A 15,540-nucleotide genomic window follows, 5' to 3' on the forward strand; every position below is an offset into this window, starting at 1 on the left:
CCCAGCCCCGAATGGGGCGGCCAGTATAGGTCAGCCATGCAACCGCTCCCCGCTCGCCTTCGTCGCCTGCACCTTGTGCTGGGCGATCAGCTCGACCGCGACAGCGCAGTGTTCGACGACTTCGATCCGGCCTGCGACGCCGTGTGGATGGCCGAGGTCGCCGACGAGAGCACCCACGTGTGGTCGCACAAGGCGCGCATCGCCGTGTTCCTCGCCGGCATGCGCCACTTCGCGCAAGACCAGCGCGCGCAGGGCAGGGCGCTGGTCTATCACCGGCTCGGTGAGCACGCGCACGCCGATCTCGGCTCGGTCCTGGCGGCGGACATCGCGCGCTTGAAGCCCGCGGAGCTGTGCTGGGTGCGGCCCGGCGACTGGCGGGTCTGGCAGCGCCTGCTGGCGGTGGCGGCCGAAGCCGGGCTCGCCGTCAGCGAGCGCGAGGACCGCCACTTCCTGTGCACGATCGACGACTACGCCGGCTGGGCCCGCGGCAAGAAGGAGCTGCGCCTGGAGTTCTTCTATCGCTGGCTGCGTCAGCGCCACGATGTGCTGATGAACGGCCGCGAGCCGGCCGGCGGGCAGTGGAATTTCGACGCCGACAACCGCGAGAGCTTCGACGCGCGCGGGCCGGGTCTGCTGCCGGCGCCCGTCGCGTTCGAGCCCGATGGGATCACGGCCGAAGTGCTGGGGCGTGTCGCCGAGCGCTTCGCCGATCACCCCGGCGAGCTCGAGCACTTCGACTGGCCGCTGACGCCCGCGCAGGCCGAAGAGGCGCTGGAGGATTTCATCCGCCATCGCCTGCCGCTGTTCGGCCGCTACCAGGACGCGATGTGGACCGACGAGCCCTGGCTCTACCACTCGCGCCTGTCGGTGGCGCTGAATCTCAAGCTGATCCACCCGCGCCGGGTCATCGATGCGGCGGTGCAGGCCTGGCACGATGGCCACGCACCGCTGGCCGCAGTCGAGGGCTTCGTGCGCCAGATCCTCGGCTGGCGCGAGTACGTGCGGGGGCTGTACTGGCTGCGCATGCCCGGCTATCTGGACGACAACGCGCTGGGCGCCGATGCGCCGCTGCCGGCCTTCTACTGGACCGGCGACACCGACATGCAGTGCCTGAAGCAGGCGATCGGGCAAACGCTGCGCTACGGCTATGCCCACCACATCCAGCGCCTGATGGTGACCGGCCTGTTCGCCCTGCTGCTCGGCGTGCGCCCGCGCGAAGTGCACGCCTGGTACCTCGCGGTCTATGTCGACGCGGTCGAGTGGGTCGAGCTGCCGAACGTGCTGGGCATGAGCCAGTTCGCCGACGGCGGGGTGATGGCCAGCAAGCCCTACTGCGCCTCGGGCAAGTACATCCAGCGCATGGGCAACTACTGCAGCGGCTGCCGCTTCAAGCCGGACGAGGCGGTCGGCCCCAAGGCCTGCCCGTTCACGACGCTGTACTGGGATTTCCTTGAGCGCCACAAGGATCGCTTCGCCAGGCACCCGCGCGCTGCGCTGCAGTGGCGCAGCCTGGAGCGTCTGCCCGAGGCCAAGCGTGAGGCGATACGCGCGCAGGCGAACGCGCTGCGCGAGGCGCTGGCAGTCCGCTGAGCGCGGGCGACCGGGGCCGGGCCTAGGCGATTGGTCGAGTGTCGATGCGCATGCGTGCTTCGGCAGGGCCATGGCCCGTATAGTCGGGCGACCATCGATTGCCAGCGCCCGGAGAGGCCGTGATCGTCAGCCAGGCCCTTGGGCCACGCGAGTCTTCGAGCGCTTTGCGGCGTCGCTGCATGCGGCTCTTGCGCGGGCCACTTCGCCGTCGCGCGTGGCTGTGGCTGCTGGCGGCCCTGTCGATGCTGGTCGTTCTTGTCGCCGCTGCCGCCGACGGCGCGCAGGCCCAGCAGGATCTCGCCCCGCGCCTGCTGTTCCAAGGGATCGGCGATGACCAGCAGCTGCGCGACGGGGTGATCACCGGGCTGGCGCAGGATGCCCACGGCTTTCTGTGGGTCGGCACGACCGAGGGCCTGATCCGCCACGACGGCTATCGCTTCAAGCCCTATCGCCACGTCCATGACGACCCGCAGAGTCTGCCGGGCAATCGCATCGAGCACCTGTTCACCGATCGCGACGGTCGTCTGTGGATCGGCACCTACGCGCACGGCGTCGCCCGCCACGACGCCGAGCGCGATGTCTTCGTGGCGCTGCAGCCGCCGCGCGATCCGGCCAGCCTGCCGCGTGTACCGGGGCCCGCGCCCGCCCGTGCCTTTGCGCAGACTCCGGACGGCGCCGTCTGGGTCGGCACCTCCGGCCTCGGGCTGTGGCGGATCGCGCCGGACGATCGGATCACCGTGTTCGAGGCCGCCGACACCTGGGCCGGTCTGCCGGATGACCGCATCAGCGCGCTGGCGGTCGACCGCCAGGGCAATCTGTGGGTAGGCAGCTGGGCCGGTCTGGCCGTGCTGCCGGCGGGCAGCGAGCGCTTCCAGCGGGTCTTGTCCGATCCGGGCGACCCGCAGGGTTTCCACAACGTCACGGTGCGCGGGCTGCACGCCTCCGCCGATGGCGCGCTCTGGGTCGGCGCGCAGGACGGTCGCCTGCTGCGCCTGCCCTCGGCGGAGGCGCTCGCTGCTGCGGCGCCGGTAGCGACGCACGCGCTGCCCCAGCCTTGGCTGCGGATGGGCCTCAACAGCGCCGTCGAAACCGCGGATGGACGGCTTTGGATCGCGCACGGGCGCGGCCTGGAGCTGTTCGCCGCCGACGGCCGCCATGTGTCGAGCTACCGGCATCGGCGCGGCGAGCCCTATGGCTTGACCGACATGGGTATCCGCGACCTGCTGATCGATCGCAGCGGCTGGCTGTGGCTGGGCAGTTTCGGCGGTGGCCTGCTGCGCAGCTTTCCGGGCGATGCTCCGGTGCAGTCGCGGCGCCTCAATCCGGAGCGTGACGCGCCGCTGGAGCGGCTCAGCGTGTCCAGCATCGCCGCCGAGCCGGACGGCGGATTCTGGGCCGTCGTCGACGGCTTCGGCCTGGTGCGGATGGACGCCCGCCTGGCCATCCGCGAAACCCTGCCGCTGGTGCCAGCGGGCCAGCCCGGTCTGGCTGGGCTGCTCCAATACGGTGTGAGCCGCGGCGATGACGGCAGTCTATGGGTGGCCACGGAGCTTGGGCTGTACCGGCGCGCCCCCGGCGAGGCCCTGCCGCAGCGCGTCACTGATCCGGATTTCATCGAGGGCAAGCTGGTGCGACGGGTGTGGCCCGGCCGCCAAGGCGCGGTCTGGATCGGCACTGGCGATGGGCTGTTCCTGCGCCGTGCGGACGGCGAGGTGCTGCGCCTGGCGACCGCCGACGGCTCGCGGGTAGGCGGGGCGATCAACAGTCTGCAGTTCGACGCGTCGGGCGCTTGGCTGGGGGGCTCGGCCGGGTTGTTCCGGGTCGATGCCGAGCGCCTTGCGATCGAGCCCATCAGCGTCGAAGTCGACGGCCGGCCGAGGTCGCTCGATGTGCTCGGCCTGCTGCTGGATGCGCGCGGCCAGCTCTGGCTGGACGCGGGCGGGCTGCTGAAGCTCGAGAACTTCGATGGTCGCCATGCGCGTCTGCAGTCGATCAGTGGCCGCCATGGCCAGGACGGGGTCGCCTTCGGCGCCAACCTGCTGGATGACGCGCGCGGTCGCATCTGGTCGCAGCGTTTCATGTACGACCCCGGCGCCGATCGGTTGTTTCCGCTGGGCCCGCGCGAGGGCGCGCTGGCGGGCTCGGGCTGGTTCCGCTCCTATGCCCGCCTCGCCGATGGCCGCTTCGCCTTCGGCATGAACCAGGGCGTGCTGGTGGTGGACAGCGAGCGCTTCGACGATGCCGGAGGCGAGGTGCCGCTGGTCTTCACCGGCCTGCGCGTGGACGGCGTCGAGCAGCCGATCGGGCCACGCGGAGGCGAACTGGTGCTGGCCCCGGAGGCACGCGGCTTCGCCCTCGAATTCGCGGCCCTCGATTACACCGCGCCCGAGCTGCTGCGCTACCGCTACCGCCTGTTGGGTGGCGACGAATCCTGGATCGAGGTCGGCGCGGATGCGCGAGTCGCCGCCTTCGGTGGTCTCTGGCCCGGGCGTTATCGGGTGCAGGTACAGGCCAGCAATCGGGCCGGGCAGTTCGTCGAAGCGCCGATCGAGCTGCCCGTGCAGGTGCTGCCCGCCTGGTGGCAGCGTCCGCACCTGCTGGCTCTGCTGGCGGTGCTCGCCGCCGTGCTGATCGAAGCCATGGTGCGCCTGCGCCGGCGCCGCCTGCAGCAGCGCCAGCGTGCCCTGCAGGCGGAGGTGGCTGCGCGCACGGCCGAGCTGGAGCGGCTCGGCGCCGAACTGGAGCAGCGTTCGCGCGTGGCCGAGGAGGCCAGCCTCACCGATGCGCTGACCGGCCTGCGAAATCGCCGGTTCGCCGAGTTGGAGTTGCCCAAGGAGGCCGGGCTCTACCAGCGTCGACCGCTGTCGATCGCGGCCCAGGGCGCGCAGGCGGGCGGGCTGGTGCTGTTTCTGCTTGATCTCGACCATTTCAAGCGGGTCAACGATGCCTTCGGTCACGCCGCCGGCGACGCCGTGCTGCGGCAGGTGGCGGCGCGGCTGCGCGAAGCCTGCCGTGCCTCCGATCACCTCATCCGCTGGGGCGGGGAGGAATTCCTCGTCGCCGCCCGCGACACCGATCGCGCTGCCGCCCTGGGCCTCGCCGAGCGCCTGCGCCAGCGGATTGGCGGCCAGCCCTTCCGACTCGATGATGGGCGCAGCCTGCAGCTCACGGTGAGCCTCGGCTTCGTGCCGTTTCCGCTCAGCGCGCGTGCGCCCTTCGCAGCGCGCTGGGACGAGGCCGTCGATCTCGCCGACCGCCTGCTGTTCGCGGGCAAGCGCGCCGGCCGCGACGCTTGGGTGGGCCTGTTCGTCGAGCGCGATGCCGGTGCCCCGGCCCGCTGCGTGGAGTGGGCCGATCCGGCCCGCATCGAGGCTGGCGACGTTCGGATCGAGAGCAACCTGCCGCTGGCCGAGCTGGTGCGCGCCCTCGGCCCGGGCAGCGAGGCCACCCGCGGAGCAGGCGCGGCCGACGCAGTGATCGGAAGTGCAGGCGCTTGATCGGTGGCGAGCGCGCATGGTGGGCGGCCGCGGCCCTGAGGCCGGATCCACCCGTGCCGGCGTCGGGCCATCGAGGCCGCAGGGGGCCCGCATGGGCGCCGCCCCTACCGGACTTGGCCTCAGGATAGGCTTGGCACGGGATTCGCTTGTAAAGTTCGGGAATTCCCAGCGCTCACGCCCTGTCCTCGTGACCCCAGCTCGTCCTTCCCGCTCGAACTTGACCGGCGTCCGCTCCCGCCCTGGACACCTTGTCGCGAGCCGATGGCTGATCGGGCTCTGCGCCTGTGCTGCGCTCATGGTCGCGGGCCTGGCTGGGGCCATCCCGCGCGCCTTCGAGTCGGTTGGCACGATCGAACAGATTCCCGACGGGGTAATCACTTCCCTGGCCCAGGACGGGCAAGGCCTGCTGTGGATCGGCACTACCGATGGCCTGGTCCGCTATGACGGCTATCGCTTCCGCCTCTACCAGACTTCTCCAGAAGACTCGCACAGCCTGCCGGGCAACCGAATCCAGCAGCTCCTGACCGGCGCCGATGGCCGCCTCTGGCTGGGCACCCACGGTGATGGCGTTGCGGTCTACGACCCGGTGGCCGACCGCTTCCATCGTTTCCGCGCCGAACCGGGGCGCGAGGACGGCCTGCCGGCGGGCACGGTCCGGGCGCTGGCGCAGACGCCCGACGGCGTGGTCTGGGTCGGCACCACCGGCAACGGGCTGGGGCGCATCGAGCCCGACGGTCGCGTTGGCCGTTTCCTCGCCGCCGATGCCGGCGGCCTGCAGATGGACGCACGCATCTCGGCGCTGGCGGTGGACCGCGCCGGCACCCTCTGGATCGGCAGCTGGCAGGGCCTTGGGCGCCTGCGGCCGGGCAGCGATACGGTCGAGCGCGTGCTGTCCGACCCGGACGACGCCGAGGGCTTCGCCAACACCACCATCCGCGGCATCCACGTCAGCCGCAGCGGTGACGTGTGGGTCGGCGCCCAGCAGGGCCAGATGGCGCGCATTCCCGCTGCCGTGGCCGAGCGCGCGACGCCGCCGCGGGCCGAGGAGGTGCAGCGCTGGCGCGGCACCGGCATGAATGCGGCGGTCGAGCCGGGCGACGGCAGCCTGTGGCTGGCTCACGCCCGCGGCATCGATATCTTCGACAGCGCCAGCGGCGAGTTGCGCGAGCGCATCCGCCCGCGCGCCGTCGATGCGCGGGCACTGGCCAATGCCGAGATCCGCGACCTGCTGCTCGACCACTCGGGCTGGATCTGGAGCGGCAGTTTCGGCGGTGGCCTGCAGCGCATCGATCCGCGCCCCGGCGCCCTGCTGTCGCGGCGCTTCGATCCGCTGGTCGATGCGCCCTTGAGCCAGCTCAGCGCGCTCACCCTGGCCCCTGACCGCGAGGGCGGGCTGTGGGTGGGCGTCGCCCAGAACGGGCTGGTGCGTCTTGATGCCGAACTTGGCATCCGCGAGTTCCTGCGCGAGGGCGATCCGGCCCTGGGAGCGTTTGCCGGACAGCAGCCCTCGGGGCTGGTCGAGGCTGCAGACGGCCGGCTGTGGGTGGCGACGGAGCGCGGTCTGTTCATGCGCGAACCCGGCGCCAGCGTCTTCGCACTTGCCAGCGGGCCCGAGTTTCTCGAGCGGGCCGCGATCCGCGGCCTCTGGGCACGGCCCGACGGGCGGCTGTGGATCGCCACCGGCGATGGCCTGTTCCGGCGCGACGCGGATGGCCAGCTGGCGCGCCTCACCAGCGCCGACGGCAGTCGCGTCGGCGGCTCGATCAATGCCCTGGTGTTCGATGAGCAGGGCGGCTGGGTCGGCGGCAGCAGCGGCCTCTATCGGCTGGATGCCACTGGCGCCCATCTGCAGCGCAGGCCGATGACGGTCGATGGCGCCGAGCTGGGCGTCGACGTGCTCGGACTTTTGATCGACGCCGGCGGCCAGCTGTGGATCGACGCTTCGGGCCTGCATCGCGCGCGGGACGCGGACGCCGATGCGGACGGCACCGGCATTGCGCTGGAAGCGATCAGTGCGCGCCACGGCTTCGCCGGAGTGGCGTTCGGCGCCAATTTGTTGGACGACGCCGAGGGCCGCATCTGGTCGCATCGCTTCATGTACGACCCCGCGCATGGCGAGTTCCACCGCCTGGGTCGCGCCGACGGCGCCCATGTCGGCACCGGCTGGTTCCGCGCCTACGCGCGCCTGCCCGGTGGACGCATGGTGTTCGGCGCCACCGAGGGCCTGCTGGTGATCCGCCCCGAGCGTTTCCGGGCCTGGGATTTCGTGCCGCCGCTGGTGCCCACTGAGCTGCGCATCGACGGCGAGCCCCGCGCACTGGGGCCCTTGGCCGAGCGCATCGAGCTCAAGCCCGGCGAGCGTGGCTTCACCCTTGAGTTCGCTGCGCTGGATTTCAGTGCACCCGAGCTGCTGAGCTATCGCTACCGCCTGCTGGACGCCGCGCCCGAGTGGGTCAACGTCGGCGCCGGCGTGCGCCAGGCCAGCTTCGGCGGTCTCTGGCCGGGCCGCTACCGGCTTGAACTGCAGGGCAGCACGCGCGACGGCCGCTTCGCCGCGCCGGTGCGGGTGATCGATGTGCAGGTGCTGCCGCACTGGTGGCAGACCCTTCCTGCAGCGGTGGCCGCCCTGCTGCTGTTGGCGCTGGCGGTATTCGCCGTGGTGCGCTGGCGCGAAGGCCGGCTGCGGCGCGCGCGAGACCGTCTGGAGGCCGAGGTGCAGGCCCGCACCGCCGACCTGCAGAGCCTGTCGGCGGAGCTGCGGCTGCGCAACCACGAATACGAGCGCGCCAGCCTCACCGATGCCTTGACCGGGCTCAGCAACCGCCGCTTCGCCATGCAGGAGCTGCCCAAGGAAGTCGCGCTCTGCCTGCGCCGCATCGAGGCCGCGGCGCTGGAGCCGGAGCCCGACAGCTCGGGCATGGTGCTGTTCCTGATCGACATCGACCACTTCAAGGCCATCAACGACCAGCACGGCCACGCCGCCGGCGATGCCGTGCTGGTCGAGTTTGCCCAGCGCCTGCGCGAAGTGTTCCGCGGTTCTGACCACCTGGTGCGCTGGGGCGGCGAAGAGTTCCTGGTGGTGGCCCGCGAGACCGGCCGCGAGTATGCGGCCGAACTGGCGGAGCGCGTTCGTCGTCTGGTTGCTGAGCGTGCCTTCCTGCTGGAGGGCGGCGACCGTGTCGGCTGCACCGCCAGCATCGGATTCGCGCCCTTTCCGCTTCTGCCCGAGCTGCCCACGGCGGCCGGCTGGGAGGAGGTGGTCGATCTCGCCGATCGGATGCTCTATGCGGCCAAGCGTGGTGGCCGCAACGCTTGGTTGGGCGTGTTCCCGTGCAATGCCGAAGCCCTGCCGCGTAAAGCCCAGCAGTGGGCGGATCCTCAGCGCCTGCGGGCCGAGGATGCCGTGCTGGTGAGCAGCCTGCCCGTCGAGGACGCGCTGGCCGCCCTGGCCGAGGATGCGGAGCAACTGGAGCGGGCCTGAGCCGCAGTCGAAGACGTCGGGCGAGGTGTCCGTCGTGGCCTTCGCATGTCCCCGTGGCCATCGCATCGGCGCAGGCCTGGCCTGAAGTCTGGGCCTTGCCTTAACCGTGTGCCCTCAGAGCGTGTGAATGAGCCCGGACGCCGTAGCGGGGGCGTCGCTGGGCGTTCGTGGCTAAGCGCGGTGCGTGAATTCAAGGGAGTTTGGTGGACCCAATGACCGCGGAATTCGCGTAGCGCCCTGCCGCTGCCGGCGTCCAGAGGCGGCCGCAGTAGGCGGAGGGTTCTCACATGCTCTCAGTCCGCGCAGGCTCGGGCCGGTTTCGCCCGGGTCAGCACATAGACGGCCGCCAGCACCACCGCCGTGCCGAGCACCTGCAGCACCGTCACCGGCTCGTCCAGCAGCCAGGCGCCGAGGAACACCAGCGAGACCGGGCCGATCACCGACAGCTGGGCCGCGGTGCCGGGCCCGACCCGGCGCACCGCCGCCATGGTGAAGGTGACCGGCAGGAAGGTGCAGAAGAAGGCGTTGGCCAGCGCCCAGCCGTAGGCCGCCGGCGCAAAGCCGAGCAGGTCGGTGGGCGAGCGCAGCAGCAGATAGTGCGCGACCACGGCAGCGGTCGAGACTGTCATCGCCGCCACCACCAGGCGCGCCGTGCCCAGGGTCTTGACCAGCTCGCCCGAGACCGCGAGATACAGCGCGTACGAGATCGCCGCGCCCAACACCAGGGTGGCGCCAAACAGTACGTGGCTGCCCTCGACGCGCAGGCTCTCGATCAGCACCAGCACGATGCCCGCGTAGCTCACGGCCATCGCCAGCCACTGTCGGCCGCTGACGCGCTGCCCGAGGAACAGCAGGCCGATCAGCAGCACGAAGGTAGGGTTCAGGAACAGGATCAGCCGCTCCAGCGAAACCGGCACGTACTCAAGGCCCCAGAAGTCCAGCAGCGAGGACAGGTAGTAGCCGAGCAGACCGAGCACCAGCAGGGCCCAACGCTGGCGCCGGCTCAGCCGCGGGCCGGGACCGCGCAGGCGTTCGCGCAGGCCGAGCAGGGCGAACAGCGGCAGCGCGAACAGCATGCGCAGGGCCAGCACGTCGAGGGCATCGAGGCCATAGCGGTACTGGAACTTGGCGAGGATGGCCTTGGCCGAGAACAGGATGGCGCCAGCTGCGGCGAGCAGCAGGCCGCTGCGGTGGTTCAGCGTGGCGGAGGAGGGCGTGTTCAAGACGATCCGGGCCGGGGGCAGGGCGCGCAGCATAGCGAGTGCGCGAGGCCAACACGTGCGACGCGGCTGCGAGGGCTGAGGGCGTCATGAGCCGCGTCCTGCGGCCGTTGGCCGGCGCGGGTTCCGTGTGCCGCAGGCGTGGACCTTGCTGCCCTGCTCACGCCACCTGCACGACACTTTGCGACCCGAAGCTGTGAGTGTTCCCATGCCCCGCGCCCTGATCTGGCTGCGCCGCGATCTGCGCCTGTCCGACCACCTGCCGCTGGCCGCTGCGCTGGAGCGCGGCGAGGCGCCGGTCTTCGTCTACGTGCATGCGCCGGAAGAAGAAGGCGAGTGGGCGCCGGGCGCGGCCTCGCTGGCCTGGCTGCACCGATCGCTGCAGGCGCTGGATGGCGACCTGCGGGCGCGCGGCTCGCGCCTGATCGTTCGCCGCGGCGCCAGCCTGGACAGCCTGCTGCAGCTGGCCCGCGACTGCGACGCCGAGTCGATCTACTGGCAGCGCCGCTACGAGCCCGCCGTGATCGCCCGCGATACCGCGGTCAAGGCGGGCCTGAAGGCCGCCGGACTACGCGCCGAGAGCTTCCGCGGCGCCACCCTGTTCGAGCGCGACGAGGTCATGACTGGCGGCGGCGGGCCCTACCGCGTGTTCACCCCCTTCTGGCGCAACGCGCGGCCGCGCGTCGAGGTCGGCGCGGCGGTTCAGGCGCCAGCGCGCCTGCCCGAGCCGCCCGCCGTCGAGTCGCTGCCGATCGCGACGCTGAAGCTCGCCCCGAGACTCGGTTGGGATGCCGGCTTCTGGGAACGCTTCACGCCCGGTGAGACGGGTGCGCATGAGGCGCTGGAGGCCTTCATCGAAGGCGCGGCCGCGAGCTATGTCAGCCAGCGCGATCTGCCCGACCGTGCCGGCACCTCGCGGCTGTCAGCACATCTGCATTTCGGCGAGATCAGCCCGGCGCAAGTCATCCGCCGCCTGCAGCGCGAGGCCTGGCCGGCCGCCGCCGGCGAGCAGGTCGAGGGCTATATCCGCGAGCTCGGCTGGCGCGAGTTCAACGCCCACCTGCTGTATCACTTTCCGCAGACCGCCAACGAAAACCTGAGTCCGCAGTTCGAGCACTTCGCCTGGAACGCGCCAGACGGGAAGCTCGAAGCCTGGCAGCGCGGCCGGACCGGCATCCCGATCATCGATGCCGGCATGCGCGAGCTCTGGCACACCGGCTGGATGCACAACCGGGTGCGCATGATCGTGGCGAGCTTCCTCACCAAGAACCTGCGCCTGCACTGGCTGCACGGCGCGCGCTGGTTCTGGGACACCCTGGTCGACGCCGACCTCGCCAACAACACCGGCGGCTGGCAGTGGAGCGCCGGCACCGGCGCCGACGCCGCGCCCTACTTCCGCATCTTCAATCCGGTGAGCCAGGCCGAGAAGTTCGACGCCCGCGGCAGCTACATCCGCCAGTGGGTACCCGAGCTCGCGCGCCTGCCGGACAAGGCCCTGTACGCGCCCTTCGAGCACGCCGATCTGCAGCGTCGGCTGGCGCCGGACTATCCGCGCCCGGTGGTCGACATGAAGGCGTCGCGCGAGGCCGCGCTGGCGACCTACAAGGCGATGCGCGGCTGAGTCGGGCGGACGACGCGCGCGCCGGCGGCGACCCGCGCCAGTGCGCGACCTCGGCTTCGTGGTCGCGGACCCCGCTCGTTCAGCTGCCTGCGGTTGCTTGAGATCAGAGCTCGCAGCGCGCGGACGTCGGCACGGTGATGCGGGTCAGGCTGTATTCGCCATTGCCATAGCTCGACTCGAAGCGGAACAGACCGCGATCGCAGGCGGTGAAGCGTACGGTCAGCCGCCCCCATTCGCGATCAGCCTCGATCTCGCTGGGAGCGAAGGCGGCACCGAACTGGCCACCGCGCGTGATCTGCAGCGGGAGCGTGACCTCACTCGCGCCCCAGTTGAAGGTGGCGGCGCCGTTCATCCAGATCTGCCGACCCTCGAAGTAGTCGTACCAGTAGACGACCATCACCGGTTGGTCGCCGCTGGCGCTGCCCGGCGCACTCTGCGCGATCTCCACCACAATGCCGCGCCCCGACTTGTCCGGGTCGAACCAGGAGCCCGCGTGCAGGGGCAGGATCGGGAAACCGCTGGTGCGAACGGCGCGTTTGATCAGGGGGAAGCGCACCGGCTCTTCGCTGGCAAAGGTCGGCTCCGCGTTGAGCTGGTCGACCAGACCCATGCCGTAGACGACCCGTCCGAACACGGTGAAGTCCGGATCAAGATTCGGATTGTTGCGCGTATTGATGAAGAAGCTTGCAGTGGCCGAATTGCGGTTGACGGCGCCGTTGAGACTGGTCAGCGCCATCGCCACGGTGCCGCGCAGATTGCTGGGGGCAGGACGGACTTCCGAGCCGATGGCGCCGCGGGTGGCGATAGGCGCGTAGCTGGCCTTGCGAATGCCGGCCTGCACCACGAAGTCCCTCACGATGCGGTGCACCAGGGTGTTGTTGTAGCTGCCGTCTTCGACGTAGGCGAGGAAGTTCGCCGTGGTCCGCGGGGTATTCTCCGCGTCCAGTTCAAGCAGGATCGGCCCGCGGTCGGTGTCCAGCAGCACGCGCGGCGCGGTCTGCGCGAGGGCGGCGAGCGGCAGCAGGCAGAGCAGGGCGAATCCGAAGCGTCGAAGCATGGGGTGGTCCTTTCCTTGGGCGCCGCGGTCTGCGGCCGGGGCGCAGAGAATAGGCGGGTGCGGCGGCGGCTGGCGACCTGCAGAGCGGTCCTCCCTCGGCCGCAGGTGAAATTCTGTGTCTGCTTCGGGGTTTGAATCGTTGTCTCGCGGCCGCGTTGACCGTTTCGCGACGGCTTTCTAGGTTCAGGCCATCGCCGCAGCCGGGGGACGGCCGCGCGCGATCCACGACAGACACGACACCATCGGTCGCACACTCAAGGGGACACCTCTCGCATGAAGCTGAAAGCGCTCGCCGTCGCCATGGCGCTGGCCACCACCGCCTATGCCTCCACCGCCCACGCCAATGGCCCGGACCCCGATCGCGTCTGGGTGAAGTTCCGCCCGGGTGCGGCAGGCCAGGTCGAAAATGCCCTGCGTGCCGCCAACGGCCGCATCCACCACCGCTTCGATGATCTCGGGGCGTTCGCGGTCAGCGTGCCGCCGCAGGCGCTGAACGGGCTCATCAACAACCCCAACATCGAGTACATCGAGCCAGACGCCGTGCGCTATCCGATGGCGCAGGTCACCCCCTACGGCGTGCCGCGCGTGCAGGCGCCGCAGGCGGTGTCCGTCGGTGCCGACGGCAGCGGCATCAAGGTTTGCGTGATCGACTCGGGCATCAAGGCCGACCATGAGGATTTCGCCGGCATCGCCATGACCGGCAGCGCCAGCAGCGGGCAGAACTGGAACACCGACAGCTGCGGCCACGGTACCCACGTCGCCGGCACCATCGCCGCCGCCAACAACGACCTGGGCGTCATCGGCGTCAGCCCGGGCAAGGTCAGCCTGCACATCGTCAAAGTGTTCGACGGCGCCACCTGCGCCTGGAGCTACTCGTCCTCGCTGGTCGCTGCGGCCCAGAACTGCCAGGCCGCAGGCGCCAAGGTCATCAACATGAGCCTCGGCGGCTCGACCAGCAGCAACACCGAGAACACCGCCTTCAGCAACCTCTACAGCGCCGGCATCTTGAGCATCGCGGCGGCCGGCAATGACGGCAACAACCGCCACAGCTACCCGGCCTCGTACAGCAGCGTCATGTCAGTGGCCGCGGTCGACAGCAACAACGTCGTAGCGAGCTTCTCGCAGTACACCAACCAGGTCGAGATTGCGGCGCCGGGCGTGGGCGTGCTCAGCACCTACCCGCTGCGCGAGGGCTACGTCAGCGCCACCGCCGGTACGTTCATGGCCACTGCGCTGGAGGGCAGCCCGCAGCTTTTGCGCTCGGCGGCGACGGTGGACGGCGGGCTCTGCAACGGCGTCACCACCGGCTTCGCCGGTCGTGTGGTCCTGTGCGAGCGCGGCGTCACCAGCTTCTCCGACAAGGTGCTGAACGCGCAGTCCGGAGGCGCGACCGCGGTCGTGCTCTACAACAACGTCGACGGCAGCTTCGGCGGCACCCTGAACGGCACTGCCACCAGCATCCCCTCGGTGACCGTGAGCCGTGAGGATGGCCTCGCCCTGCGCGCGGCCGTGGGCGGCAGCGCCACCGTGAGCGCCGTGGTCGAGACCAATGTCAGCGGCTACGCTTACCTGGACGGGACCTCGATGGCCACTCCGCACGTGGCCGGCGTGGCCGCCCTGGTGTGGAGCGCCAGGCCGACCGCCACCAATGCCCAGGTCCGCCAGGCCCTGACCTCGACGGCGATCGATCTGGGCGCCGCGGGCCGCGACAACTACTACGGCTGGGGCCTGGTGCAGGCCTTCGCGGCCACCGAAGCGCTGCTGAACTCGGGCGGTGGCGGCAGCACGCCGGCGGCGCCTGCCAGCCTCACCGCGGTCAATGCGGGCGTGATGAAGGGCAAGACCAACTTCCGCCTCGCCTGGAGCGGCGGTGCCGGCACGGTGGACGTGTTTCGCGGCACCACCCGTGTCGCCAGCGCGCTTGCCAACAGCGGCGCCTACACCTACTCGATCAGGGTGTCGGGCAGCGGCAGCTACACGTTCAAGGTCTGCAACGCCGGTACCAGCACCTGCTCCAACGAGGCCAGCGTCGCCTACTGACCGCAGCCGGGCAGTCGAAGCCGCCGAGGCCCGCGCGGGAAGCCGCGCGGGCTTCGTGCGTTTCTGGGCCGGTGCAGTAAGGCGCCCCGGCGCGCGCCGACGGCGGGGCGCCGCTCAGGCCTGGCAGCGGCTGCACCAGTACAGCCGGCGGCCGCCGAGCTCTTCGCGCTGCACCGTGCCGCCGCAAGCCTCGCAGGGCTCGCCGGCGCGGTCGAACACGCGAAAGCGGAACGCATCGCCATGGTCGACCTGCAGATCGCCACGCAGGCGGCTGCGCGCGCGCCGGGAGACGCCGCGGGTGGCATAGCTGCGGCGTGGAACCGCCAGCAGGGCCGAGGCCAGCGCGCGCCGCTCGGCTCCGTTGAGTTCCCGCGGCCGACGCTGCGGCGCGAGCCCTGCCTCGAACAGCACCTCGGAGCGCAGGTAGTTTCCCATGCCCGCCAGGAAAGCCTGGTCCAGCAGCAGTGCAGTGAGGCTGCGGCCCCGAAAGCGCGGCAGTTCCAGCCGCGCCAGCACGGCATCGGCGTCGAGCCGCGGATCAAGCACGTCGGGTCCGAGCTTGGCCAGAAATGGGTGGTCGGGCAGGCGCTCGGTCGGCCAGAGTTCGATCTCCGAGGCGGAATACAGCAGGATCGACTTCTTCGCCGTGGACAGCGCCACCCGCAGGCTTCGCGAGGTCTGCGGCCAGCGCCCGGGGACGGCCACCTTCCAGACGCCGTAGAGCTGGTTGTGGGTGTAGAGGCTCAGACCGCCCTCGAAGTGGGTGAGCAGGGCCTTGCCGTGCGGCTCGATCGCGACCACGCGTCGCCCGACCAGGCGGTCAGCCTGCGCGGCCAGCGCAGGAAAGGCGAACCAGACGTCTCTCAATACCTGGCCCGCGACGGCGCGGGCCAGGTGGTCGGCAGCGCGGCGGATTTCCGGACCTTCAGGCATGCCACCGAGTCTGCCGCTACAGGTTTGCCTGCAGCGTGAAGTGCGCGCTTCGCGCGCGCGCGGGCCCCACGCCGGACAGGATGCTCGGCTGCGAATCCCGA

General features: G+C 70.8%; 8 protein-coding genes. 5 read left to right on the forward strand and 3 right to left on the reverse strand.

The features are described from left to right. Positions 1 to 36 precede the first annotated feature (36 nt). From BLP83_RS06060 to BLP83_RS06070, 3 genes are all read left to right on the forward strand, one after another. Positions 37 to 1,590: a cryptochrome/photolyase family protein gene (locus tag BLP83_RS06060; protein ID WP_091240123.1), complete on the forward strand. Its 1,554-nt coding sequence runs from the start codon at positions 37 to 39 to the stop codon at positions 1,588 to 1,590. Between the two features lie 188 nt (positions 1,591 to 1,778). Continuing rightward, positions 1,779 to 5,087, forward strand: a complete 3,309-nt coding sequence (locus BLP83_RS06065) for a ligand-binding sensor domain-containing diguanylate cyclase (protein WP_218121203.1) — start codon at positions 1,779 to 1,781, stop codon at positions 5,085 to 5,087. Positions 5,088 to 5,382: 295 nt separating this feature from the next. After that, complete coding sequence (locus tag BLP83_RS06070; RefSeq protein ID WP_176764033.1) at positions 5,383 to 8,568, forward strand: ligand-binding sensor domain-containing diguanylate cyclase; 3,186 nt, start codon at positions 5,383 to 5,385, stop codon at positions 8,566 to 8,568. A gap of 293 nt (positions 8,569 to 8,861) precedes the next feature. Here BLP83_RS06070 and BLP83_RS06075 read toward each other — a convergent pair whose 3' ends face one another. Then, the gene (locus BLP83_RS06075; RefSeq protein WP_218121204.1) at positions 8,862 to 9,791 is read right to left on the reverse strand and encodes a DMT family transporter; all 930 of its coding nucleotides are present in this window, start codon (positions 9,789 to 9,791) and stop codon (positions 8,862 to 8,864) included. A gap of 205 nt (positions 9,792 to 9,996) precedes the next feature. On the opposite strand from BLP83_RS06075, the gene BLP83_RS06080 reads away from it, so the two are divergent. After that, positions 9,997 to 11,409, forward strand: coding sequence for a cryptochrome/photolyase family protein (locus BLP83_RS06080; RefSeq protein ID WP_091240135.1), 1,413 nt, complete (start codon positions 9,997 to 9,999; stop codon positions 11,407 to 11,409). A gap of 103 nt (positions 11,410 to 11,512) precedes the next feature. On the opposite strand, the gene BLP83_RS06085 is transcribed toward BLP83_RS06080, so the two are convergent. Then, positions 11,513 to 12,466, reverse strand: coding sequence for a peptidylprolyl isomerase (locus tag BLP83_RS06085; protein ID WP_091240137.1), 954 nt, complete (start codon positions 12,464 to 12,466; stop codon positions 11,513 to 11,515). 273 nt (positions 12,467 to 12,739) lie between these two features. Between BLP83_RS06085 and BLP83_RS19220 the strand changes: the two genes are divergently transcribed. Beyond that, entirely contained in the window at positions 12,740 to 14,506 is a 1,767-nt protein-coding gene (locus BLP83_RS19220) for a S8 family serine peptidase (protein ID WP_091240139.1), read from the forward strand. A gap of 114 nt (positions 14,507 to 14,620) precedes the next feature. On the opposite strand, the gene nei is transcribed toward BLP83_RS19220, so the two are convergent. Further along, positions 14,621 to 15,439 carry an endonuclease VIII gene (gene nei / locus BLP83_RS06095; protein WP_091240142.1) on the reverse strand — a complete coding sequence of 273 codons (819 nt, stop codon included), beginning with the start codon at positions 15,437 to 15,439 and terminating at the stop codon, positions 14,621 to 14,623. Between the last annotated feature and the right edge of the window lie 101 nt (positions 15,440 to 15,540).

Origin of the sequence: Aquimonas voraii (genome assembly GCF_900101825.1) — a bacterium.
GTDB classification, from domain to species: domain Bacteria; phylum Pseudomonadota; class Gammaproteobacteria; order Xanthomonadales; family Xanthomonadaceae; genus Aquimonas; species Aquimonas voraii.

Excerpts from the sequence above, each read along its gene's own strand:
- BLP83_RS06060 (WP_091240123.1), top strand. The coding sequence starts at position 37 with ATGCAACCGCTCCCCGCTCGCCTTCGTCGCCTGCACCTTGTGCTGGGC.
- BLP83_RS19220 (WP_091240139.1), top strand. The coding sequence starts at position 12,740 with ATGAAGCTGAAAGCGCTCGCCGTCGCCATGGCGCTGGCCACCACCGCC.
- BLP83_RS06085 (WP_091240137.1), bottom strand. The coding sequence starts at position 12,466 with ATGCTTCGACGCTTCGGATTCGCCCTGCTCTGCCTGCTGCCGCTCGCC.
- BLP83_RS06070 (WP_176764033.1), top strand. The coding sequence starts at position 5,383 with ATGGTCGCGGGCCTGGCTGGGGCCATCCCGCGCGCCTTCGAGTCGGTT.
- nei (WP_091240142.1), bottom strand. The coding sequence starts at position 15,439 with ATGCCTGAAGGTCCGGAAATCCGCCGCGCTGCCGACCACCTGGCCCGC.
- BLP83_RS06080 (WP_091240135.1), top strand. The coding sequence starts at position 9,997 with ATGCCCCGCGCCCTGATCTGGCTGCGCCGCGATCTGCGCCTGTCCGAC.